Raw genomic sequence first — 23,762 nt, forward strand, 5'->3', positions numbered from 1 at the left:
CCAGATGCGAGAATGTGATATCACGAGCAATTCCGGAACTCGTGGAAGCCGACCACACCGGATTACGTATCAGTAGGAGGATCAATCATGGATATCATATTGGGTGTCTTGGTATTACTAGCAGTGATTGCCGTTATGACACTATTTACCTTTAAAGCACCAAAGGGTCAAAAGGCCGTTAGCGCGTTGTCTGGTGCGGCTTGTGCAACCTTCTTACCTCAAGCGTTTCTTAGCTACGCAATTGGTGGTGTTTTCCACATTGATTTCGTTAAACAAATCGGGGATGTCATGGGGTCATTGGGTGGTCTTGCGGCCGGTTCGTTAGTTCCATTAGCTTTCGGAATCAGCCCAGTATTTGCTATTTTACTTGGTGTTTCATTATTAAAAGTTAAACTGCTGCCAGCATTTATCGCGGCATATCTGGTTTCCTTCCTTATTAAAGAAATTCAAAAGCGGGTGACGGATGGCCTCGATTTGATCGTTGTCGTTTTAGTTGGACCAATCTTGGTTAATTTAATCGCTGGCTTAATTTCACCGGTTGTCCTCATGATTTTACATACGATTGGTGATACGATAGTGACTGCAACGCAAGGGAATCCATACGTGATGGGTGCCGTGCTCGGTGCAATCATTCCACTAGTTGGGATGACGCCACTATCATCAATGGTTCTGACCAGTTTGATTGGTTTGACTGGTGTGCCAATGGCGATTGGTGCGTTAGGATGTACCGGGAATTCGTTCTTAAACTTAAGCTTCTTTAGAAAGATGAAGTTTGGGGGCAATTCAACGACCGTTGCTGTTACCATCGAACCTTTAACTCAAATTGATATTATTGCTGCCAATCCCGTTCCAATATTTGTAACGAACGCGATTGCCGGTGCCATCAACGGGATTATCGTTACGGCATTTGGTTTAGTCGTTAACGTTACCGGGATGGCGACCCCATGGGCTGGTTTAATCGTTGTCTTTGGGATGAACCCAGTTGTCAAAGTGTTAATTGCAGTTGTATTGATCTTTATCAACAGTACGATTTGGGCTTACATCGGGGCCTGGGTCTTCAGAAACTTCAAGATTCACACCGTCTCCGAAATTCGGAAAGACGATGCGCTTGAAGAAGGCAAAACTGCTGAAGCTTAATTGGTAATTTATAATTAGTGATTATGGATTTGCATTTGAAATGGGAGGACTTTAAAATGACTGTCAACTATAAGAGTGTCTTTGATATTATCGGCCCCATCATGATTGGGCCATCTAGTTCACATACTGCTGGTGCCTGCGCAATTGGTCGTGCGGCTAACAGTATCTTCAAGGATAAACCAACCGACATTGTCATTCACTACTACGAATCATTTGCCCAAACGCACAAGGGCCATGGGACCGACTACGCGATTATTAGTGGGATCTTAGGCTTCGAACCCGATGACAGTCGGGTCCCTTATGCGATTGGCCTGGCACAGAAGCAAGGCATTAACATTACCTTTATTGAAGAGCCGGGAGATAGTCCAATCAATCACCCCAACACGGCCATCATTGACTTGAAGAACGATTCCAAGCAGATTACGGTCGCTGGTTGCTCCATCGGTGGGGGGACCATTGAAATTCGTGAGATCAAGATGGATGGGTTTGACATCAAGCCTAAAGGCCCCCTTCCTATTCTTCTCGTTCAGGGTGGAGAAGACGACCATCAGAACGTCACCGATCAACTGGCTAACTTGACGAAGGTCAACGATCAAAAGGAATATCAATCTGGAAAGGGTAACCTTTACGAATACGATCTGGATCGTCGCCTAAAGGCCCACGAGATTGATGAACTGGTCAAGAACAACAACAAGTTAGTTTACTTATAGGGGGTAGCAATCATGTATATGAGTGTAGCGGAATTAGTCGATGCAGCGAAAACCACTAAAAAGCCAATCTATGAATTAATGATCGAACAGGAAATGGAAACCTCAAAGAACAGTCGTGAAGAAATCATCAAGACGATGGGGCGGAACCTGGATGTCATGGAGGCTGCCGTTAAGAAGGGTGCTGAAGGAGACGGGGTCTTCTCAACCACTGGCTTAACTGGTGGTGAAGCGGTCAAACTCAGAGATTACCGGAAGACTGGTAAGACACTTTCCGGCGATATCATGATGCAAGCCGTTCAAAATGCGATTTCAACGAACGAAGTCAACTCTTCCATGGGGGTTGTGTGTGCCACACCAACTGCCGGCTCAACTGGGACTTTACCCGGTGTGATTTTCACGTTGCGTGATCGGTTGAACTTGACCCGTGAACAAATGGTCAACTTCTTATTCACGGCCGGTGCTTTTGGGATGGTCATTGCCAACAACGCTGGGATCGCCGGTGCTACTGGTGGTTGCCAAGCCGAAGTTGGAAGTGCCTCAGCCATGGGGGCTGCCGCCGCAGTAGAAATTGCTGGCGGGACCCCAGACCAATGTTCTGAAGCGTTGGCCATGGCCATCAGTAACTTAATGGGATTAGTTTGTGACCCTGTTGCTGGTTTAGTTGAATTACCATGTGTTAAGCGGAACGCCATTGGGGTCGGCAACGCCATGATTGCCGCTGATATGGCCTTGGCTGGCTTAACCAACAAGATTCCAGCAGACGAAGTTATTGCTGCAATGGATAAAGTCGGTAAGGGACTGCCTAAAGCCTTACGGGAAACTGGTTTGGGTGGTTTGGCCGCAACACCAACTGGTATCCGGATGAAGGAAAAGATCTTTGGTAAAGCAAGCGTCAAAGCTTAATTGAAATGAAAGTGGCCGCGTAACCTGCAGGCCACTTTTTGTTTACGTAAATTTAGGGTAATTGCTGATGCTACGTTACGTTTAACAGTGGGCCACTGTGCACGGATCAAAGTGGGCCCTGTGTAGAATTGCAAGTGAATTAACGAACAAGAAAGGGCTACGATTAGGGCCGGTGAGCGTAATAAAAAATCGTAAATAATCATGATTGGGCGCATGGCGTGATCGCTCTAGCGCGTGATTTAGGTCGCAAAATGGCGACAACAATCGACTAATCAAAAAACTTACGATTCCTATGAGAACGGCTAGTTGCACGTGTGCAATCAAAAACGATGAAATTTGATGATGGTATGAACAAATTACTTCCAAAGGCATTCTTATTATGATAAAATATTATTATCAGGTGACTAGTGATAACTCGTTTCTAAGAATTAGAGGGTGGTTTTAATATGCAACAGAAATTAACTGCAGATCAAGAATACGTTCGTGAGTTTATTCCGTTCGTTGACTTTTTAGCCGACATTTTGGGTCCAAACAGTGAGGTTGTTTTGAATGATCTCTTGGATTTAAACCACTCTGTTGTGGCCATCCGAAATTCGCACATTTCTCACCGAAAAGTTGGCGATCCGGCAACCGATTTAGCCTTACGGACCATGAAAGCGGGGGACGCCGAAAAACGGGAATACCTCGCGAATTATAAGGGCGTTTCCCATGGGGATAACACGTTACGGTCCTCAACGTTTTTCTTACGGCAACACGGCGAAGTGGTCGGCATGATTTGTATCAATACGGATGACAGTGTTCTGGATAACTTACAGCAACAGGTCATCAAGGTACTGACCAATTATAAACATCTTGATTCGCCAACAATCTACAAGACCAAGGTGCCGACAACTGATAAACGCGAAACTGTTAGCGCTAACAGTATCGAGTCAGAACACCTAACGACCTCGATTGGTGATTTAGCCAAAGAAGTCACACAGAGCGTTTGTGCCCGGTACGGGATTTCGGTTGACTACTTGAAACGCGATGATAAGTTGGAAATCGTTCGTAATCTCTACCATCAAGGTTACTTCTTGCTGAAAGATTCTGTCAGTGAGGTTGCCAAGGTCATTAAGGTTTCGGACCCTAGTGTTTATCGGTATCTCCAGATTGTTAAGGACGAAGAATTACAGGATTAATTTGTGTTTTGATTATGAAAAAAGAGAGTGGGCCATCAAGCGGTTAGTTTGCGAGCATTAACGTGAGAACAGGGATTATGCCTGCTCTTGGCATAATTTCTGTTCTCGGGTTAAGCGCGACAAACTGCCTGGTGGCGCACGTTTCGACACGATAATGGCAAAAATAAAATCAGTTTTTTCAGGAAATCCTTCTGAAAAAACTGATTTTTGAGTTATGTCCCAGACTTTTACGTGCCGCTACTTCTTTTCAGTGCGTAGTGCTAGGGCGTTCGCGGTCTTGGCGTTGGCGGCTGGTTTGTCGCCTTGTTGGGGATGCTTGATCCCGAAATCGTAGACCCAGTACAACCAGTAGGCCACGATTAATTGTGAACCAGCAAACAGAGAACTGTCTGCCGTGACGCCAACCAGCGCGAAGGTTAAAATTGGGACTAAAAATGCGTAACTGATGGGGAAAATCAATGCCGTTCGGACTGAACGGTGCGTAACCCCAAGGGCGTATTGCGTGTAAATGACCAGAATGACTGCTGCGACTAAACAAGACGTTGCAATGTAGTTAGCTAACATCGTCTTCCCCACCTCCGTGTTTAAGATTATCAAGAGTATATCACAGTTTATACAGCTAAAAATGGGGGGTAAATGGGGGGTGATTTGAAGAATCGCGGTATAGCGCCGTTTATGGCACTTTGATGAGAAAACATTCTATGACTAATTAAAGATTATTAGATAAACGGTTGCATAATAAGGCAAATAAACTTATCAAACCATTATTATACTGATAAAATGATTACAATTTAAAATTGGAGTGAAGTGGCTGATGGCTTGTCAACATTGGCTTAATTGGCCTTAACGGGTGATTAATGGAATTATCAAATGTGACCAACAACTAACGTGGCTTGAATTTTGTGGTAAGATTATACCTAAATTAAAAGGAGGTGAGGACAATGATGACACCGACCGATATTAAACATAAACTTCGGCGCGATCTCTATACGATTACCGATGACTATGATATAACCATTGATAATCGGTTATATACCGAAGCGGAATACGAGAATTTGAAGGATACATTGTTAACGCTCCACGAGTTAGGCATGGAACCTCAAGCTATGCAGCAGCTCCTAGCCGTTAACGCCTAAATAAAATAAGTGAGGTGAATGAATCATGGATGCCGATATTCCATCAGGTTCAATCCAGTCTAGAAAGTGCTAATGTTGGTTAAATCAACCCAACGTTAGCACTTTTTTGATGGCCTTTTTTAGTGAGGATGTTTCAGTTGGGACAACCGCCAGCTGGGTGAATACTTTTCTCACTCGCTCATTATTCTAAGGGCAAAGATGGGGGAAGTTCCTAATTCACTAGGACGCAGGAAGCCTTTATAATGAATCTTGTAAGTAAGTATTTCAATAGTAGACTTAAATACAGTTGAAGATGTACTAGGAATTTCAAACGAACGGGGACGACTACAATGGATGAAAAAAAGTTATCAGCTGAAGAGTTACAAGTGGTGGCGGCCTTGGAAAAGGTGATCGACCCAGAACTTGGTGTTGATTTGGTCAATCTTGGCTTGATCTACGATGTGACTGTGACGGACAAGCACTGTGATGTGACCATGACGTTGACCACAATGGGTTGCCCAATCGGAAACGTCTTGGCAAGCCAGATCAGCCAGGCGGTCATGTCCGTTCCCGTTGTCGAGACCTGTGATTTGAGCCTCGTCTGGGAGCCAGCTTGGAACATCGATATGATGAGTCGTTATGCGAAGGTCGCCCTGGGTGTTCACGGTTAACATTTAAATTCGACGCGTAAAAAAGAGTGGGACAAAAGGCGGTTAGTCAATGAGCATTAACGTCGATAGACGAATAATCCTGGGCTTGGATTGTTTGTCTATCGGGGTTAAGCGGAGTTGACTGCCTTTGGTTCCACGTTTCAACCATAGACGTTCGGAGCACAAAAGAGTCTGAGAGTTTTGTCCCAGACCCGTCAAAAATAGTATGTGATTTAAGCCGTAATAAGATTATTTTGCAAGGCATAGCGGACCAGTTCTGGTCGCGAATGCATGTGTAGTTTCCGCATGACGTTGGACTTGTGAGCCTCAACGGTCTTAGGCGAAATGAACAGGTCGGCCGCGATTTCCTTATTGGAATAGCCTAGGACCATGTACGGGAAGACCTCCACCTCGCGTTTGGAAAGACAGGTATAACTGTGAGAGATGAGATTGAGCCGCGTGGGGCAGGGATTGAGGCGAGCATCAACGTAACGTTGATCGGCCAAGGCTTGCTTGACGGCAAAAATGATTTCGTGGTTCGGTGCATCTTGTAATAGGTAGGCGGTTGCACCGGCATCCAGGAGATGTTCGACTTGATACCGTTCCAAACGTTGGCCAAGGACAACGAGTTTTAATAAAGGACAGTCGCGATGAATATCAGCGATCCAGTCGTAGTCTGTGAGCTGATCGGGAATGATCAGTAACAAGTCTAAGTTGGAAAGTGTAGTTTCATAAGGGGTCGTGAGCTGAGCCTCAACAGTGAGGTCCGGCTGTTGATTGACTAAGAAAGTAATCCGATTTTTAAGCGAAGATGATTGACTTAACAGACCAATGTGAGACATAACAGAGGACCTCCAGATTGAATGATTGTGTTTTTGCAGACTGATAAAAATCTATTATCAGTGTAACATGATTTGATAACGGTTTCAAAGGTTACTTGCGTATTTTTGAGCAAATAGTATAGAAAGAAAAGGATGTTGTGGTTATGCAAGGGAATCCAGTCGTATCAGCTAGAGAAAAAAAGATGTCTGCAGCCGCTGCAGGGATTTTTAATAAGCTTAATCGTGTACGCGCCCTCGTCTTGGGCTCCAATGATGGCATCGTCTCGACGGCCGGATTAGTGATTGGTGTCACACAGGCCAATCATTCCGTAATGGCGGCCCTACTTGCCGGTCTATTTACCGTACTGGCAGGGGCACTTTCCATGGCCGGTGGTGAATATTCATCGGTCTCTTCCCAACGTGATATGCAAAAGGCGTTAGCCCAACAGGTCAAGGCTGAGTTGGTGACGGAACAGGATATGATTCTCCAACGCCTAAAGGTAAAGCTGCAGAGTTATGGTTTTGAGGTACTTGAGGCCGTTAATTTATCCCGCCGGTTAATTGAGAATGAAAATATCAATGTGATTCTCTACTTGCTCTATGGAATCACGTACAAGCGCTATACGAGCCCGCTACAGGCTGCCGTGACCGACGGCTTAGCATTTACTCTTGGCGCGGCCTTGCCGCTGAGCTGCATTGTCTGGCTCCCTGAACCGTATAAGATTGGTGGGACCATGATCGGCGTTGTGCTAGCACTGCTCATCACGGGTTATGTGGCTGCGCGTTTGGGCCATGCCAATGCTAAAGTGGGGATGTTACGGAACGCCGTGGTCGGTTTACTGACCATGGGCGTCAGCTACTTCATCGGGTCATTGTGGCAGTAACCCCCGGCGAAATTGCTGTTAGCTCCTAGCTGATAGTGATAGTCGCAACCTTTGAATCAGGTCCAGTCATCCAATAGAAAATGAAAACGGTCGATAGCTGCATATCGACTTTTTTTGCGTCCGCTAGTGGTTAAAAGCTAAAGATTGAAAGACAGCATTCAGGTTTTATCTCAGGTTTTATCTCAGGTTTTATCTCAGGCTTAGTAAGTGTTCTCGCCATTAAATTAGGTTAACTTGTGTGTACTCCGGCTGCCAGGGATTCCGCCTGCTGTGGGGACGCTTCAGCCTGGAAGAACATCAGTCTTCTCGCTCGATTTGAAGCCGCGAAAACCACGCGTCTCCAAAGTCGCCCGTGAAGTAAGCTGGCTGAGAAACACCAGCTGACATCACCTTCACGGCCGGCTCCATCCCTGGCCTCCTCCGACACTGACAGTGTTTTATCAAGACAACGGCTGTAGATCACAGCTACCTGGCATTTTTGGATTCGACTGATAACGACCGTTACGGTTATCTTCAGAGCTTTCTGAGAACACAATGTAAGCCGAGAGGTCGGCAGATATGAGCTCAGGCGCGTCGTTCTACTTAGTCAGTAAGTGGTCTGCTTACTGGCTTAGTAGAAAACCAAGCTTGTAGACTCGGGGTTTGCGAGGCTTCAAGTTGTGTTCGCACCGATCCAGCTCATATCTGCCGGCCGGTAAGGTGACTCAATCACCATGTTGCCTAGCTTAGAGCTTAATGTGGTTAGAGCGGACATGACTAGTATTTTGGAACTTAGTTAAGAAGCCACTCGGAACGTATCGGGAACCGGTCAATTATCAAGTTAGTAAGTCACTTAGTCCCTGAGTGTGAAAAGTCCGCGTAATTTTCAAAAAAAGCTAGTCACGAGCACTTAGCAGACTTACACTAAAGTTACGCTCAGCACGGGAAGTGTCGGCTGAAACCAACTAAATTGTTGCTATAGCGGGCTTACTTGTGCCTAATGCTAAGACCGTTTACCAGCCGACTGTCACATGAAGCTGGGTCAACGGAAGAAGACATGACAAACGAGGAGGAGTCGTTGTGAAAAATTTGCACCAACCAGAGTCAGGATTTTCCTGGTTTTACCAACGATTTTTAAATAATCACATTACGATTCTATTATTAAATATTTTTTTGCTATTATTGGTACTCAATGAATTGATGCAAAATGCGTGGCTGTTGACGCCTATCTGGAAATTCATTGGAATCGCCATGCCGGCCATCGTGGTCGCGGGGATTCTGTTCTACGTGCTGGACCCGTTCGTTCACTTAATGGAGCGACGATTACATCTGCGGACCGGATTAGCGATTACGATTGCAATGCTGCTCACGGTGACGATTATTGTGCTGATTTTTCTCAATCTGATTCCATTTCTAACGCGGCAAACGACCGGGGCCATTTCGGCACTTCCACAATTTTCTAACGATGTGCTGCGTAATCTGAATCGGTTGAATCAGCAACACCATTGGTTGTCGAACGCCAATTTAAATGACATCAACCAGCGCGTCACCACCTACTTCTCTAAGCGGGGACTGAACCTTTTGACCGGAACGCTGAGTTCGCTGGGAAACGTGGTAACGACCGTGAGCGATTGGATCATCACGTTGATCACCGCGCCGTTGGTTCTGTTCTTCATGCTCAAGGACGGTTCACGATTTCCCCATTACGTCAGTCAGGTCGTGCCGACCGCTTATCGGGATCGTTTCGTCGTCATGCTTGACCAGATGAACGTGAAGGTCAGCTCCTACGTGCGTGGTCAGCTGACGGTTGCGCTGTGCGTCTTGATTATTTTCACCACCGGTTATTCAATCATTGGCTTGCGTTATGCCATTTTGATTGGGTTACTGGCGGGGCCGCTCAATTTGATTCCCTACTTTGGGTCGGCCATCGCACTGGTACCCGCACTGATCATTGGGGTCGTGACTAGTCCCTCAATGCTGCTGGGCGTGGTCATTGTCTACTTGATTGAATGGGTCTTGGAAACACAGGTCCTGTCACCACTGATCATGGGAAACAGTCTCGCCATGCATCCCATCACCATCGTCTTTGTCCTGTTGGCGGGGGGCAAAATGTTTGGCCTGGTCGGCGTCATCTTCGGGGTGCCCGGCTTTGCCGTCCTCAAGGTGCTGGCCACCACGGGTTTTCAGTGGTACCAGGAATACTCGGCGCTCTACCCGGATGTTTTACCGCCGGACGAGCTCGAACCTTAAGCGTTTATTAACACCATGCGATAACTTGAATACACACAGAAACGGCGGTGCCATGACGGTTACCGCCGTTTTTGAGTGGCTGGGGTGGTGGTGAGTTGGGCGGGTCGCCCCACCAACTTTAAGTTTCCGACAAGTCCCGTTTGCCATAATCGTCTCATGTTATGAAATGGAGGCGACTCGAATGAATTTTTTCAAACGGGCCTGGTTAAACGTGTGGGCGAAGAAGGGCCGGTCAGTTTTACTGATCCTGGTCTCATCCGCCATTCTCATGTTTGTTTTGGCTGGTTTATTGATTAGAAGTGCGGCGGTCAAGGCAACTGCCCAAGCGAAGGCGGATGTCGGAGCCACGGTGACGTTGTCGGCGAACCGCCAGGCGGCATTTAAGCAGATGCAGAACAGCAGCAGTTCCAGTAGCAAGTCCAGTCGGCCGAAGATGACGCTGACACCGGTCAAGCTGAGCGATGCCGCGAAAATCGCTAGTCTGGACAATATTAGCAGTTACAACGTGACCAGCTCCACATCGGTCAACGCCAAGTCCTACGACACGGTCGCAACCAGTTCGGGCTTAAGCGGTGGTGGTAGCGGTGGTCCCGGTGGCATGAAGTCATCGACGAGTACCGGGGACACCCAGATTGACGGGGTTACAAGTACCAGTCTGGCCACGGCCTTCAGTAGCAAACAGAGTAAGATCACTAAGGGTCGCGGCATTACTACGGCCGATAAAAATACGAACCACGTGGTGATTGAAAAGGATCTGGCGAGTCAAAATAAGTTGACGGTCGGCGACACGATCACAGTCAAGGAAACCGCGGGGAGTAAGGATAAGGTCAAGTTGAAAATCGTTGGGATCTACAAGGCCAGCGCAACGAGTTCCAGCTCGGCCGGTCCCATGAGCACGGATCCGGCGAACACGATGTACACCTCGTACACCCTGGCCAACACCTTTAAGGGAAGCAAGTATGCGGGCACGGCAGATTCCGTGACGTTTAACGTCAGCAATCCGGCCAAAATAAGCAGTGTAAAGGCGGCCGGAAAGAAACTGATCAATACCAGCAAGTATGCGTTGAGCACGGACGATTCCAGCTATCAAACGGTCAAGGCCGCCATGAGCAACGTGGCAAGTTTTGCCAACAAGATCGTTTGGCTGGTTGCGATTGCGGGGACGATTATCTTAGCTTTAATCGTTATTTTGATGATTCGTGAACGACGGTTTGAGATTGGGGTGCTCCTCTCATTAGGGGAAGCGCGGTGGAAAATCGTGGCCCAGTTCTTTACAGAAATGCTAATGGTGATTGTGGTAGCCGTGGCAATTGCGGGTGCCGGCGGTCAATTTGTCGGCAATCAGCTGGGGTCACAACTGGTCTCCCAGAGTACAACCACGACACAGACGACTAGCGTGACCGGGCAACATGGTGGCAGTGGGACGCCTGGTGGTGGCATGAAGGGCGGAAATGGCGGTCCCAGTAACTTGGGTCAAAATGCCGGCAGTAAAACGGCTAAGACTGATCTCGACGTTTCCGTTAGTGCGGTTAATCTGGCGGAACTCGGCGGCTTTGGTTTAGCCATCACGTTCTTGTCGATCATGATTGCTTCCGGCGGGATTCTACGACTGGAACCGAAGAAAGTACTGATTTCCTAAGGAGGAATGCCAATTGCTGAAAACACAAGGTCTGGGCTACTGGTATCAAGATAAAGCGCAACCGTTGTTCCAAGATATCAATCTCGAATTTGACGTTGGCCAATCCTATGCGATCCTGGGCCATTCTGGGACGGGGAAGACCACGTTTCTGTCGTTGATTGCTGGGTTGGATAAGCCCAAAGCGGGCGATATTCTGTTGGATGACCGGTCACTGAACCAGATTGGTCTGACTAACTATCGCCGCCACGAGGTGTCCATCGTTTTTCAGGCCTACAACCTGTTTACCTATATGTCTCCACTGAATAATTTGTTAACGGCCATGGCCATTACGGGGACAGAACATGCGGGCGACAAGGCGTTTGCCCTGAAAACGTTAAATGATCTGGGAATTGGCGCCGACCTCGCCACCAGAAACGTGCAACACCTCTCTGGGGGACAGCAACAACGGGTTGCCATTGCGCGGACGATGGCAGGTGATGCCCAACTGGTCGTTGCCGACGAACCGACGGGAAACCTGGACGAAGATAACACCCAAGCGGTGATCGAACAATTCCAGCGAATCGCACACGACCGGCAGAAATGCGTGATTATCGTGACGCATGAACCGGATGTGGCCGCTCAATGTGACCACCAATATCGCCTTGAAAATAAGCAGTTCACTAAGCTGTCCTAGAGGGTGGTTTAGGTCTAGCGTTTGTGTGTGCGTCACGCTTTGCCATTAAGGGCATCGAAGCGTGACGCACTTTTTGGCTGGTCATCGCGATGCCAACTAAAAGTTGAAAGTTTCAACTATGCCTATTCTAGTAACGACAATGGGACAAAAACTAGGCAACGTGGGGGTTGAGTCGCCTTACCGGCCGGCAGATATGGGCTGGATCGGTGCGAACACAACTTGAAGCCTCGAAAGAGCCGAGTCTACAAGCTTGGTTTTCTACTAAGCCAGTAAGAAGTTCGCTTACTGACTAAGTAGAACGACGCGCCTGAGCCCATATCTGCCGACCTCTCGGCTTACACAGTGTGCTTAGACGACGCTGGGGATAATTGTAATGGTCGTTATTATTTTGACCCAAAGATACTGGGTAGCTGGGGTCTACAATTGTTGTGATAAAGCACAATCAGCGCCGGAGGAGGTCAGGGATGGAGCCAGCCGTGAAAGTGGTGTTAGCTGGCGATTTTTCAGCCAGCTTACAGCACGGGCGACTTTGGAGACACGTGATTTTCGTGGCTTCAAATCGAGCGAGAAGACTGGTGGTCTTCCAGGCTGAAGCGTCCCCACAGCAGGCGGAATCCCTGGCAGCCGTAGTGCGCCCAATTTAACGGCATGACTCTTTACTAGTACTGTGGAATGAGGCCTGAGTTTAATTTTTCAGCCTCGTTAATTTAGAAAAGATTATCAAACTAAGTGGCAGCTCAGGGTGGGCTAGAAGATGTTATCAATCGATGATTAAACCTGTACTTTTAAGAATTACGTGTTAAAATAATCACCGATAGACTTGGCAGTCGACTTCTTTGAAGCGGATGGCTCAGCTGACCGCTACGGTGATGGGGACAATGCCAAGCGCGTTTAAAACTAATTGAAGAGGGTCTTCAGTATGACAGTTTTTAGTGCCTATTCGGATGAAGATATTTTGACCTACCTACAAGAACAGGTCAAAGATGGAACGGTAAAAACGGATGCGGCAACGTTAAAGAAACAATCCTTCAACACGAACGCTTCCGGCGGTGAGTCTGGGTTAGCCAGGGCCTTCGTCGAGGTAGCGAGTGTCGAAGATATTCAGGGGGTTCTGCGAGCTGCCCGGAAGTTTCACATTGCGGTGATTCCACAGACGACCTTTAGTAGCACGGTGATCGGGTCCGATGGTATCGACGGTGCGATTATTATTTCAATGCGCAAGATGAATCAAATTTTAGAAATCAGTAAGGAAGATTCCGTGGCCGTCGTGCAACCTGGTGTGGTCAATGGTGATTTGGATCAAGCGGCCCGTAAGCAAGGGTTGTTCTACGCCCCAGATCCTGGCTCTAAGCCATTCTCGTCCATCGGGGGAAATGTCTCAACCAACGCTGGCGGAATGAGTACCGTGCGTTTTGGCGCGACTAAGGACAATGTCTTGGGCTTGAAAGCAGTTTTAGCCGATGGCCGCGTGGTCAAGTTGGGCGGTCGAACGTTGAAGCAGGCGTTTGGCTACGACTTGACGCAGCTCTTTGTGGGTTCTGAAGGGACCCTGGGGATCATCTTTGAAGTCACTGTGAAATTGATGCCAATTCCACTGGGTAAATCTGTTATGGGGGTCGCTTTCTTCGACGACATGGGTGCCTTAGCCAAGGCCGTGACCGCGATTCGCATGTCGGGCGTTTATCCGACTATGCTGGAAGCCTTGGATGGCAACACGGTGGTTGCTTTGGATCGTTATGAAAAGACGCACTACGCCGACAACAGTGGTTCCATGTTGATCTTTCGATTAGATGGTAGCAGTGATGAGACCGTGGGTGTGCTGAATGACCTGCTAGCGAAGTACCACGGGCAAAATGTTCAGGTCACGACTGATCCTGATGCGCAAAAGGCATTGGAAAAGTTGCGGCAGGACATGTTACCAGCTGTCTTCGCCGGCAACAACCATCTGATGGAAGACATGGCGATGCCACTGTCACAACTGGCACCGATGATGGATTACCTTCAAGCCCTCGGTAAGCAGCTGGGAATTAAGATCTACACGGCCGGTCACGCTGGCGATGGGAACGTGCACCCGACCTTCACCTGGTCCGCGGATGAGGATGACGTCCCAGAGGTCATCATTGAAGCGTTACGGCAAACGTTCTGGAAGACGCTGGAACTGGGCGGTACGATCTCTGGCGAACACGCTGTGGGGATGCTGAAGAACCAGTGGAACAACCCCGAACTCGGCGAAACTGTCGACCAATTACAGCATCAGATCAAGACGTTATTCGATCCGATGAATCTGTTGAACCCCAAGCGGAAGATCGATTAGTAAGTCGACAAAACGAAGTGGTGAAGGTGGCAACAGCGACTAAGTTGTTGCCTGACCATTTGGCAAAAAGTACGGCGCCTTGCAGAGGCAACCGTAGATATCACCAGTCTATTTTTAAATATAACTAAAGATTGAAAGATGAAATTCAGGCTGCAACCCAGTATTGGTAAGCAGTCGCGTCATTAGATTAGTCTAAATCTGGCGCACTTCGGCCGGTAAGGCGACTTAAGCACCATGTTGCCTAGTATTAGGGTCATTGTTGTGATTAGAACAGGCACAGCCGGTACTCTGGAACTTTCAACTCCTTTAGTAAATATCAGCAGTCCCAGTAAGTCCGCACCAGTTTTTCTGGTTGCGGATTTGCTGGGACTTTTCGGTTCAGCAGCAAACTAGGGTCGGATTGTCATTACCCTAGTTAAGTTACCAAAGTAACTAAATTTGGGAACTAGATAGTTAAAAAAGGTAACTAAACATGCCCGTATACTAGGTGTACGTTGTCACGTTACCCGGTTATCTTTCCACCCGTCATTAGTCTGGCTGACAACATTTAACACGGGTCGAACTATTTCGTGAGCAATAAAGTTGCGAAATCAGCCGACAAACGCGATAATTATTGTTACAATTGGAAGCGAATGCAAGCCGGCGGTAAAGTAACCGCAACCGGTTGCAATTTTCAGTTGTGAAAGGAAGACCGTAATGGGCGACACACAGTGGTGGCGACACGCCGTGGGGTACCAAATTTACCCGCAGAGTTTTCTCGATAGTAATCATGATGGCGTCGGGGATTTAGCCGGCGTAGAGACGAAGATCGACTATCTCCAATCCTTAGGGGTGGACTTTGTCTGGTTAGCATCATTTTATCCATCAGGCCAAGTGGACAACGGGTATGACGTCACCAATTACCGGGACGTTGATGAACAGTACGGGTCTTTGAACGACTTTACTCGTTTGGTTGCCGCACTTCACGCAGCCAACATCAAAGTGGTGATTGACCTGGCCTTGAATCATACGTCGACGCAACACCCGTGGTTTCAAGCAGCACTTAACGACCCAACCAGTCCATATCGAGACTACTACATCTGGCGTCCGGCTCAACCAGATCAGCTCCCGAACAACTGGGAGTCCGTGTTTGGCGGCTCAGCTTGGACCTACGAGGCGACGGCTCATGCGGCCTACCTCCACTCTTTTGCGGAGGAACAACCTGATCTCAACTGGGAAAACCCGGCAGTTCGTGATGAAATGGCGGCAACCATTCAATGGTGGGCCGACCGCGGTGTAGATGGGTTTCGATTGGATGGCGTGACCCATCTGAAGAAGCGGCAGGACTTCGCGAACGTTGCGAACCCCAAGACGGACTACTACCAAGACGTTGCGGGGGTCGACACCTTTTTGGCGGCCTTGAAGCCGGTCTTACAACGCAACCAATTGCTCGCTATCGGCGAAGCTGGCGGCATCGATATGGCCACCGCGCAACGCTGGTTAGCACCAACCACGGGATTCTTTGATTTACTGTTGGAATTTGACCACGTTCACTTCTGGGAGACCGCTGATTCAAAATTACCGGTGGCGGCCCTGCGGAAGACGTTGTCGAAGTGGCAGTTTAACTTGGAAGGCCGGGGATGGAACTCCCTGTTCATTGAAAATCACGACTTGCCACGCGCCGTTTCGTACTATGGCAATGACGTCGACTATCGGCGTCGCTCTGCGAAAGCCTTGGGGCTGTGGTACCTGTTGATGAAGGGTACCCCTTTCATTTATCAGGGACAAGAACTCGGCCTCCCCAATGCGGATTTCGACAAAATTGCCGATTACCGAGATCTTGACAGTCGATTATATTACCAGCAACAACGTGCTGCGGGCATCCCGGAAAAGGTGGTCTTGCGGAAGTTGGCAGCGAAGAGTCGGGATAATGCGCGGACACCAATGCCATGGACCCATCAACAGTTTGGCGGGTTCTCCGATGTTCAACCCTGGATCAAGATGACGCCAGGGTTTGAGCAGGTCAACGTGGAGCGTGAAAGTCACGATCCCCACTCGGTCTTGACGTTTTATCAGCAGCTTGTACGGCTAAAGAAGTCCGTTCCAGCATTGGAACAGGGGCGTTATGAGCTGATTGACACGCAAGATGACCAACTGTATGTGTATCGCCGAACTTTAAACGGGGATAACTGGCTGATTGTGGTCAACATGAGCAATCAGGTCGCGACAACACAAGAATTTGATTTAAATACGAGTGAAATGATTTTTACGAATCTGCCGGTAGATTCCGATTCGGATGATCCGCAGATTCAACCATGGGAAGCACGGTTGTACCATTTACGAAAATTAGAATAGTCAGTAGACGTTGAAGCCGGGGGTAAATAAAACGGCTTCTTTTTTTTCCATTCGGTAAACTTTTTCACAAAAAGAACGGTTACTATTGCTTTTTACTTAATTGTTCTTTATTATTAATTATATAGATATTTCTATGGGGTCAACCATTTTGCGTATTGCTAATCGTGTTAATTATCTAAGCGGTTAGTGAGTGAAGATAAGGATATGATGAATACTATGGCAAAAAGTAAGGTCGTTCATGCGGAGAGCTTCTTTGAAGCCTACATGGAGTTGAAGCGCGAGCTAGAGAAATCGGCTACTCGCTTCCAACGAACAATGGGGATTTCAGTGGATCAATATGCGATTTTACACCATATTTTGGAGAACCCAGGAAAGCTGACATCCGCGACTGTTGCGGATAGTCGAGGCATTTCACGGGCTGCGGTTTCACGGGGGATTTCGCAATTGATTCGGCGGGGTTACGTTGTGCAGAGTTACCAAAGCTCTGATCGACGCGTCCGGCCATTATCGTTAACAGCAACGGGTGAGCAGCTGGAAACTGCTTGCTACGAGACGTTGCAGACTGCTGCTAAGACCATGAGTAAGGTGGACTTAGATGGGAGTGGTAGTCTGGTGACTATCGGAGAATTGACCAAGATGTTGTCTGCGGTGACTGGTAAAGAAGATACTGAAGCAACAGATAAATAGTAAAACGATTTTATACATTATAGGCGAAATTAGTCGTAAGCGACTAATTTCGCCTTTTTGAACTATTTCACCACATAATTGTAAATGTGTGAGACTGGTTTTTCTTGCTCTTTTGGTGAATTGTAGCGGTATCAGTTCAACTGAGACTAGCCAATCAGTAACTTTTGGTCGATTTTAAACTGTGAAAAGCAAGCAACCTCTTGCTGAGCTGGCATTACCTAATCTGATTGATAACGGCTGAAATACTCATTGGACGTTCATTACCAGGTGATAACCAGCCCCGTTTGCCGTTTTTAAACTGAAATATTAAGGGGGGCGTGTGAAACACGGGTAAAATCGGTGAAAACCAGATGAAAATCAGGGAAATTTTTCACGGGTGAGGTCATCTATTCCAGGGACGTGGTACACTTAAACCAACATTTTCAAGAGAAGAGGGAAGTCCATGATTGTCGAGAGAAAGATTGGGAACGGGGAGCAGGACCTGGTATGGGTGATGACCATGGTCGAAAACGATGCCGATAAGCAGGACCTACAAGTCACATACGGGTTGACCGATGAGATCTTAACTTACGTGACTGATGAAAACGAACGGTCCCATTATGACCGCGATGAGTATTTGAACACGCAGTTGTTCGTGTTCCACGTCCCAGTCGTGATTGACCAGATTTCGCAACGCTACGTGACGCGGCCTGTGACTTTTTTGCTAAAGGGTAATCAGATCTTTTCAATTACCACCAAGCGAACGCAGTGGGTCAATCAGCTACTTGCGGAACGGATGAAATTGGAACAAATTTCAGATACCAATGAGTTCATGCTGATTGGCCTGTTTATTCTGTTTGACCAGTTCATTCCGCCAATTCGGAAAATCAATGCGGAACAGAATCGCCTGGATAAGCAGCTCAATCAGGCACCGGATAACAAGGATCTCATCGCATTGTCTAACTTGCAGCAGAGTCTGGCTTATTTCGTCAGTGCAACGCGGAACAATGCCATGATGGTGGTGGGCCTGAGTAGCACGCCATTTGGCAGACAGCTCTCGGATAAGAACAATGAACACTTGGCCGACGCTGTGATTGAAGCTCGACAGACGTCCGAAATGACGGCGATCGAGGCCGATGTCGTTGACCGCATTTCGAATACGTTCAATAACGTGCTGAATAATAACCTGAACGGCACGATGAAATTCTTGACCATCTGGTCGCTGGTGCTGACGATTCCGACAATTGTGACGGGATTCTATGGCATGAACGTCAAGCTGCCGTTCGCGAACGATACAATCTCATGGGTCTTCACGGTGGCACTGATGGTCGGCATCATGGGACTGGTCGCGTTGATGCTCCGGCACCGACATTTTTGGTGAAACGAAACTTATTTCAAGTGATAGGCGGGTGCGACAAGGGGGGGGCTAGTCCAGGTGCATTGGATTGGCCCTCTTGTGACACGGTTTAGGATGTAAAAGCGGGTCTGAGGCGTTGGTCTCAGATCCGTTTTTGTACGTTCAGATAGTGGTCATCAAGTAACCGCTAACATGTTCATTTAATCACTTACAAAAAATAAGTAGAATTACTGGCTTTCTAGGTGAATGGGGATTATGATGTGACTAATCAATGATTTCGGGGTGCACAACCAAGTATCTAGGCAGACATCCTAACCGAAAAAGGAGCGCGATTTTCATGTCAAAGATGATTGCTGGACAAGCATTGGTAAAGGTTTTGGAAGCTTGGGGTGTCGATCACATTTATGGGATTCCTGGTGGTTCGATTAATCATACGGTAGAAGGGTTGTACCTCGAAAAGGACAAGATCGATTATATCCAGGTTCGCCACGAGGAAGTGGGGGCATTAGCCGCTGCTGCTGACGCGAAGTTTACGGGTAAGATTGGGGTGGCCTTTGGTTCTGCAGGCCCTGGTGCAACGCATTTGTTCAACGGCCTCTACGATGCCAAGATGGATCACGTTCCGATGTTAGCGTTGGTTGGTCAGGTTCCACAGGCCACAATGAACACCAACTATTTCCAAGAAATGGACGAAACACCGATGTTCAGTGACGTTGCCGTTTATAACCGGACCGCAACAACTGCAGAACAACTGCCTTATGTGGTCAATCAAGCCATTCGAGAAGCCTATCAGCAAAAGGGGCCAGCCGTGGTAATTATCCCTGAGGATTTGTCCGCAACGGAAATTGACTACGAACCCGTCAAGACGCCGAACACGGTATCGAACACCTTCACGCAGACCATCGATCCGGCCGCAGTTTCAGCTACCCTGGAACTGTTGAAGAACGCCAAGCATCCGTTGATTTACGCTGGCCGTGGGTTACTGGGGGCCAGAGACGAACTGGTCAAGTTCAGTGAACAATTCAACGTCCCAGTTATCAATACCGTTCCAGCGACCGGTGTGATGCCAACGAACCATCCGAATGCAATCGGAACGTTTGGCCGGTTGGGGTCGAAATCCGGGTTTGAAGCCTTACAACACACTGATTTGATTCTGTTCTTAGGTTCCGAGTTCCCATTCGCCCAGTTCTGGCCAAAGAACATTAAGATCATTCAGGTCAACGACAATGCGTTTGATATCGGTAAGATGGTGCCAATTGATTATGCCGTCATCAGTGATGCCAAGAGTTACTTGCAGGCCATGATCGCAACGGGTGAAACGTTACCGGAAACGGCCTGGATCAAAGCCAACCGGCAGAACAAGCAAAACTGGAACACTTGGCTAGACCAATTAGCTAGCGATGATAGCCATGGCTTGGCACCAGAAGCGGTGACCAAGAAGATTGCGTCCATGGTGGGCCCTAAGGATACGTATGGGGTCGACACTGGGAACGTTTCAGAATGGGCCGTTCGGGGCTTACCAATGGACCAGCAACAGCGTTTCGCATTGTCGGGGTTATTTGCCACGATGGGCTATGGGTTACCTGCTGGTATGGCTGGTGCCTTGAGTGTGCCGGATGCTCAGGCTTGGTCACTGTCCGGTGACGGTGGATTTGCCATGGTTGCTCCTGATTTGATCACGGAAGTTCGTTATGGGCTGCCCGTCATCAACGTGATCTTCAGCAACCGGCGTTTCGGTTTCATCTACCGCGAACAAGTGGACACGAAACAACACTTGTACGGCGTAGACTTGACCGACGCTGACTGGGCGAAGGTCGCCGAAGGGTTCGGGGCCATTGGCTTTACGGTCACGAACAATGCTGAAGTCAACCAGGTCTTTGATCAGATCAAAGACTTGCAGGCGGCTGGCAACAAGAAGCCAATTGTGGTCAATGCCGTCATCAAGAACGACGACCCGATTGGTACGGCCTTCATGCCACTCGACCCACAATTGTACGGTCAAGAAGCGGTAGACGCCTACGCTAAGGAGAACAACATTGACGTCAAGCAACAACCAGCCTTGGGTGAATTGCTCCGTGCACAGGGGGATAACTTGTAAGGCTAGTAGACCCAAAAGTAGTCTAAGCTGATTACCCTGATACCGATGTAATCAATCGGTGGTATGACAGTATTTAATCATAGTTTTGGTCTACCAGTTGCGTAGCCGTGAGTGAGCAAAATTTGGCGAACGGTAAGGCGGTAGTTTAACACCTTGTTGCCTATATTTCAGCAATTGGATTCAGTACTATCACGACAGGCAGATATTTTTAAACTTGCAGCCTTTAGTTAAATGAACCGTCGTAACATCGCAGGCACTTTTGCCAAGCGGTTACGGCGGTTTTTGTGTTGGGTGGTTAATTAACCCTTGAAATTTAGGAGAAGTCCGGTTAAAATTGTTAGCTGACTAACAAAAAGGGAGCGATTAGACTTGGTAGAACGTCGGTTAGGTGCTTGGCTACGAGATGCTGAGCACCAGATGAATTTGGAAATGAATACCTTTGCCCGGCCGTATGGACTCACGGGGATGCAGTTATCGATGATCGATTTTATGTCTCGTCACGGCGAACAAGATGTGTTTCAAGTGGATCTGGAACGTGAATTTCACGTGCAACGCTCGACAGCGTCTCTGTTGGTGAAGCGCATGGTGGAACGTGATTTAGTGACCCGCATGGTTGCCGTGAGCGATAGTCGCAAACGACAACTTCGGTTAACGGTTAAGGGTCAACGGTTGGTACCGGTGGTTCAGCAACACTTAGTTGAGCAGGATGCCAAAATGGTTGCGGGTTTGTCTCAGTCAGAGGCCGTTGCGTTTCAACGAGCCTTAACTCAGATCAGTCATTGGAATAGCGAAAGGAAGTAACTGATGGAAAAAGAAAAAATTGAACCACGGGTGGTCGGTGCCGTCTTGGCAACGGGCTTGATGTCATTGAGTGGGGTCATTGTCGAAACGGCCATGAATATTACATTTCCAACGCTGATGAAGCAGTTTGGCGTCACGACTGGCACGGTTCAGTGGATGACAACGCTGTACCTGCTGATTGTGGCTTGCATCGTCCCGATTTCATCTTACCTGAAACGGCGTTTTCGATTGAAACAACTCTTCGTGGTTGCCAACCTGTTATTTATTGCCGGACTCCTGATCGATGCCTGTGCGGTCACATTTCCCATGTTACTGGTGGGCCGGGCAATCCAAGGCTTTGGGACGGGGATTGCGTTACCGCTGATGTTCAATATTATTTTGGAACAGGTCCCACTGAGTCGTATTGGGATGATGACCGGGGTGGGCACGCTGGTGACCGCGATTGGGCCGGCGATTGGGCCGACATACGGTGGTTTACTGGTGACGCACCTCAACTGGCGCTATATTTTTTGGATCCTATTGCCCTTCCTGGTAGTTTCATTTTTTGTCGGTCTTAAAACGATTCGGCAGGTCAGTGAAACGGCACCGGAACGCTTTGATTTTCTGAGTATGCTGGGAGTCATCGTGACTTTTAGTGGCTTGATCTTTGGGTTTAGTTCGCTCAGTACACAGTCGTTTCTCAGCTGGCAGGTCGGGGGCAGTCTGTTACTGGGAATTGTCGGCTTTGTCTATTTCGCACACCGCTCTTGGCACAGTGCCCAGCCGCTGATTCAGCTCAAAGCGGTTGCGAATCCAGCGTTTGCCTGGCACTTGTTGGCCTTTTTCTTGATCCAGATCACGGCGCTGGGACTGTCGTTTGTCTTACCTAATTATTTACAACTAGTTGACCACCAATCGGCCTTTATTGCTGGATTAGTGGTCTTGCCGGGCGCCGTAATTGGGGCGATCTTTGCACCAGTTGGGGGCCATCTCCTGGACCGGTTTGGGGCTAAACGGCCTATCTTGTTGGGATTAGGGCTAGTCGTCGTGACCTTGGGTTGCATGACGCTATTTGCCCAAAACCTGAGTGCGTGGGCCATTCTGGGCCTGTATGTCGGCTACATGGTGGGCATTGGCTCTGGATTTGGCAATATCATGACGGATGGCTTGAAACAGTTGTCGGCAGACTTGAAGGCGGACGGGAATGCCCTGATGAATGCCATGCAACAGTTTGCAGGAGCGATGGGAACCGCTATCTGTGCGGCCATTATTGCGGCCAGTCAGGCGGGAGCAGTCGGCAGTACCGCCAGCAAGACGGACAGTGGAACACAGTGGGCACTCTTGCTCCTGGTGGTGGTCAGCCTCATGTCTTGGTTGGCAATGGTCGTGGCACTACATGTGAACCGGGTAAAGTCGTAATTGGTAAAAATTTAATTTTTCAAGTGAAACGATGGGTGCTGAAAGGGCAACCATCGTTTTTTGATTGGTGAAGTAATCGCTTGCAGCAACTGTCTGTTGGTAGCGCTACTATCTTAACCATGGGAGCGCTGCTTATGTTCTTTTAAATAAGGTCGTGCTAAAATTCATCTTCAATAAAGCCGAAATGGCTGATGAAAGTGAGGCGACTTGCATGAAATTTGACTGGCGATATGCGTTTCATTCTTTCTGGTTTTTCATGATGTTAATGGTGCTGTTGAGCTTAACGACGGCCGTTGATAACTTCCATGGCGTTCGAATTGCACTGGGGGTTATCTTTGGCTTTCTCGTCGTAGATGGCTTGTGGACGTGGCAATACCCTTACTTTAATCGGCTAGGGCGGCAGGGAATCACGGCCCTGATCAACTTGGGCCTGTTCGTGATCATCGCGGCGTTTTGCTTGGCATTCAAACAAGAGTGGTCGGCAAGCGTTTGGGGATTCATGAGCTTCTGGCTCGCTAGCATTGGTGGGACGATGGACGGCTACTTAGCACGACCAACCACGATTCTAGTTTGGCAGACCCGCGGTGACCTGCGGAAAAAAGCGGAGATCTTACAGAATTCGTCGCGGTTATAATTAGGTGAGCGCAACATAGCAGAATATAAGACTTAAAGGTCTGGGGCTGAGGTCTCAGGCCTTTCTTGCGGTCTGGTAAATGCGACTTAGACAGTTGTAAGGGCTACCTGTAGCTGGTACGTAGGGAAATGGCCACTTTGTTGGTAGCCTAAAAAAATCTCATCGCAGAAATAAACGATGAGACAAATTAGTTAATAGTTAAGTTTAAAGGTGAAATCCAG

At 48.2% G+C, this 23,762-nt stretch carries 20 protein-coding genes; 18 read left to right on the top strand and 2 right to left on the bottom strand.

All coding sequences use genetic code 11. From position 1 onward, the window contains the following. The first annotated feature begins 87 nt into the window (after positions 1–87). The 4 genes from FAY32_RS05295 to FAY32_RS05310 all read left to right on the top strand — a co-directional run bounded on the left by FAY32_RS05295 (position 88) and on the right by FAY32_RS05310 (position 3,928). On the top strand, positions 88–1,137 hold the full coding sequence (locus FAY32_RS05295; protein WP_143462421.1) for a PTS sugar transporter subunit IIC: 1,050 nt from the start codon (positions 88–90) through the stop codon (positions 1,135–1,137). A 56-nt stretch (positions 1,138–1,193) separates the two neighbouring features. Then, complete coding sequence (gene sdaAB, locus FAY32_RS05300) at positions 1,194–1,847, top strand: L-serine ammonia-lyase, iron-sulfur-dependent subunit beta (RefSeq protein WP_143462422.1); 654 nt, start codon at positions 1,194–1,196, stop codon at positions 1,845–1,847. A gap of 12 nt (positions 1,848–1,859) precedes the next feature. Then, positions 1,860–2,750: an L-serine ammonia-lyase, iron-sulfur-dependent, subunit alpha gene (gene sdaAA / locus FAY32_RS05305; protein WP_143462423.1), complete on the top strand. Its 891-nt coding sequence runs from the start codon at positions 1,860–1,862 to the stop codon at positions 2,748–2,750. Between the two features lie 446 nt (positions 2,751–3,196). Further along, on the top strand, positions 3,197–3,928 hold the full coding sequence (locus tag FAY32_RS05310) for a helix-turn-helix transcriptional regulator (protein ID WP_143462424.1): 732 nt from the start codon (positions 3,197–3,199) through the stop codon (positions 3,926–3,928). Positions 3,929–4,165: 237 nt separating this feature from the next. On the opposite strand, the gene FAY32_RS05315 is transcribed toward FAY32_RS05310, so the two are convergent. Further along, positions 4,166–4,492 (bottom strand): hypothetical protein, encoded by a 327-nt coding sequence (locus FAY32_RS05315; protein ID WP_143462425.1) that lies wholly within the window; start codon positions 4,490–4,492, stop codon positions 4,166–4,168. Between the two features lie 377 nt (positions 4,493–4,869). Here FAY32_RS05315 and FAY32_RS05320 point away from each other — a divergent pair, with 377 nt between their 5' ends. Together FAY32_RS05320 and FAY32_RS05325 are read left to right on the top strand one after the other, a co-directional pair. Continuing rightward, entirely contained in the window at positions 4,870–5,064 is a 195-nt protein-coding gene (locus tag FAY32_RS05320; RefSeq protein WP_143462426.1) for a hypothetical protein, read from the top strand. Between the two features lie 329 nt (positions 5,065–5,393). Further along, entirely contained in the window at positions 5,394–5,714 is a 321-nt protein-coding gene (locus tag FAY32_RS05325; protein WP_143462427.1) for a metal-sulfur cluster assembly factor, read from the top strand. Between the two features lie 212 nt (positions 5,715–5,926). Here the strand turns inward: FAY32_RS05325 and FAY32_RS05330 are convergent, their stop codons facing one another. Then, complete coding sequence (locus FAY32_RS05330) at positions 5,927–6,535, bottom strand: response regulator transcription factor (protein ID WP_143462428.1); 609 nt, start codon at positions 6,533–6,535, stop codon at positions 5,927–5,929. 143 nt (positions 6,536–6,678) lie between these two features. Between FAY32_RS05330 and FAY32_RS05335 the strand changes: the two genes are divergently transcribed. The 12 genes from FAY32_RS05335 (at position 6,679) to FAY32_RS05390 (ending at position 23,541) form a co-directional block, all read left to right on the top strand. Then, positions 6,679–7,398 carry a VIT1/CCC1 transporter family protein gene (locus FAY32_RS05335; RefSeq protein ID WP_143462429.1) on the top strand — a complete coding sequence of 240 codons (720 nt, stop codon included), beginning with the start codon at positions 6,679–6,681 and terminating at the stop codon, positions 7,396–7,398. Between the two features lie 1,059 nt (positions 7,399–8,457). Continuing rightward, on the top strand, positions 8,458–9,627 hold the full coding sequence (locus FAY32_RS05340) for an AI-2E family transporter (protein WP_143462430.1): 1,170 nt from the start codon (positions 8,458–8,460) through the stop codon (positions 9,625–9,627). A gap of 181 nt (positions 9,628–9,808) precedes the next feature. Beyond that, a complete protein-coding gene (locus FAY32_RS05345) occupies positions 9,809–11,266 on the top strand; it encodes an ABC transporter permease (RefSeq protein ID WP_143462431.1) in 1,458 nt (485 codons plus the stop codon). A gap of 13 nt (positions 11,267–11,279) precedes the next feature. Beyond that, on the top strand, positions 11,280–11,939 hold the full coding sequence (locus FAY32_RS05350; protein WP_143462432.1) for an ABC transporter ATP-binding protein: 660 nt from the start codon (positions 11,280–11,282) through the stop codon (positions 11,937–11,939). A 919-nt stretch (positions 11,940–12,858) separates the two neighbouring features. Continuing rightward, positions 12,859–14,253, top strand: a complete 1,395-nt coding sequence (locus FAY32_RS05355) for an FAD-binding oxidoreductase (RefSeq protein WP_143462433.1) — start codon at positions 12,859–12,861, stop codon at positions 14,251–14,253. A gap of 696 nt (positions 14,254–14,949) precedes the next feature. Continuing rightward, positions 14,950–16,587: a glycoside hydrolase family 13 protein gene (locus FAY32_RS05360; RefSeq protein WP_143462434.1), complete on the top strand. Its 1,638-nt coding sequence runs from the start codon at positions 14,950–14,952 to the stop codon at positions 16,585–16,587. Between the two features lie 216 nt (positions 16,588–16,803). Then, positions 16,804–17,274, top strand: coding sequence for a MarR family winged helix-turn-helix transcriptional regulator (locus FAY32_RS05365; RefSeq protein ID WP_225428290.1), 471 nt, complete (start codon positions 16,804–16,806; stop codon positions 17,272–17,274). 442 nt (positions 17,275–17,716) lie between these two features. Further along, positions 17,717–18,634: a magnesium transporter CorA family protein gene (locus tag FAY32_RS05370; protein ID WP_143462435.1), complete on the top strand. Its 918-nt coding sequence runs from the start codon at positions 17,717–17,719 to the stop codon at positions 18,632–18,634. Between the two features lie 313 nt (positions 18,635–18,947). Beyond that, the gene (gene spxB, locus FAY32_RS05375) at positions 18,948–20,708 is read left to right on the top strand and encodes a pyruvate oxidase (RefSeq protein WP_143462436.1); all 1,761 of its coding nucleotides are present in this window, start codon (positions 18,948–18,950) and stop codon (positions 20,706–20,708) included. Positions 20,709–21,077: 369 nt separating this feature from the next. Further along, complete coding sequence (locus tag FAY32_RS05380; RefSeq protein WP_143462437.1) at positions 21,078–21,509, top strand: MarR family winged helix-turn-helix transcriptional regulator; 432 nt, start codon at positions 21,078–21,080, stop codon at positions 21,507–21,509. A gap of 3 nt (positions 21,510–21,512) precedes the next feature. Further along, the gene (locus tag FAY32_RS05385; RefSeq protein ID WP_143462438.1) at positions 21,513–22,907 is read left to right on the top strand and encodes an MFS transporter; all 1,395 of its coding nucleotides are present in this window, start codon (positions 21,513–21,515) and stop codon (positions 22,905–22,907) included. Positions 22,908–23,118: 211 nt separating this feature from the next. Next, the gene (locus tag FAY32_RS05390; protein ID WP_143462572.1) at positions 23,119–23,541 is read left to right on the top strand and encodes a hypothetical protein; all 423 of its coding nucleotides are present in this window, start codon (positions 23,119–23,121) and stop codon (positions 23,539–23,541) included. Positions 23,542–23,762 lie beyond the last annotated feature (221 nt).

Source organism: Levilactobacillus enshiensis (genome assembly GCF_007115095.1).
Taxonomy (GTDB): domain Bacteria; phylum Bacillota; class Bacilli; order Lactobacillales; family Lactobacillaceae; genus Levilactobacillus; species Levilactobacillus enshiensis.

Coding starts and splice junctions, on each gene's coding strand:
- sdaAA (WP_143462423.1), top strand. CDS start 1,860: ATGTATATGAGTGTAGCGGAATTAGTCGATGCAGCGAAAACCACTAAA.
- FAY32_RS05335 (WP_143462429.1), top strand. CDS start 6,679: ATGCAAGGGAATCCAGTCGTATCAGCTAGAGAAAAAAAGATGTCTGCA.
- FAY32_RS05345 (WP_143462431.1), top strand. CDS start 9,809: ATGAATTTTTTCAAACGGGCCTGGTTAAACGTGTGGGCGAAGAAGGGC.
- FAY32_RS05355 (WP_143462433.1), top strand. CDS start 12,859: ATGACAGTTTTTAGTGCCTATTCGGATGAAGATATTTTGACCTACCTA.
- sdaAB (WP_143462422.1), top strand. CDS start 1,194: ATGACTGTCAACTATAAGAGTGTCTTTGATATTATCGGCCCCATCATG.
- FAY32_RS05385 (WP_143462438.1), top strand. CDS start 21,513: ATGGAAAAAGAAAAAATTGAACCACGGGTGGTCGGTGCCGTCTTGGCA.
- FAY32_RS05390 (WP_143462572.1), top strand. CDS start 23,119: ATGAAATTTGACTGGCGATATGCGTTTCATTCTTTCTGGTTTTTCATG.
- FAY32_RS05310 (WP_143462424.1), top strand. CDS start 3,197: ATGCAACAGAAATTAACTGCAGATCAAGAATACGTTCGTGAGTTTATT.
- FAY32_RS05330 (WP_143462428.1), bottom strand. CDS start 6,535: ATGTCTCACATTGGTCTGTTAAGTCAATCATCTTCGCTTAAAAATCGG.
- FAY32_RS05370 (WP_143462435.1), top strand. CDS start 17,717: ATGATTGTCGAGAGAAAGATTGGGAACGGGGAGCAGGACCTGGTATGG.
- FAY32_RS05295 (WP_143462421.1), top strand. CDS start 88: ATGGATATCATATTGGGTGTCTTGGTATTACTAGCAGTGATTGCCGTT.
- FAY32_RS05320 (WP_143462426.1), top strand. CDS start 4,870: ATGATGACACCGACCGATATTAAACATAAACTTCGGCGCGATCTCTAT.
- FAY32_RS05360 (WP_143462434.1), top strand. CDS start 14,950: ATGGGCGACACACAGTGGTGGCGACACGCCGTGGGGTACCAAATTTAC.
- FAY32_RS05365 (WP_225428290.1), top strand. CDS start 16,804: ATGGCAAAAAGTAAGGTCGTTCATGCGGAGAGCTTCTTTGAAGCCTAC.
- spxB (WP_143462436.1), top strand. CDS start 18,948: ATGTCAAAGATGATTGCTGGACAAGCATTGGTAAAGGTTTTGGAAGCT.
- FAY32_RS05325 (WP_143462427.1), top strand. CDS start 5,394: ATGGATGAAAAAAAGTTATCAGCTGAAGAGTTACAAGTGGTGGCGGCC.
- FAY32_RS05315 (WP_143462425.1), bottom strand. CDS start 4,492: ATGTTAGCTAACTACATTGCAACGTCTTGTTTAGTCGCAGCAGTCATT.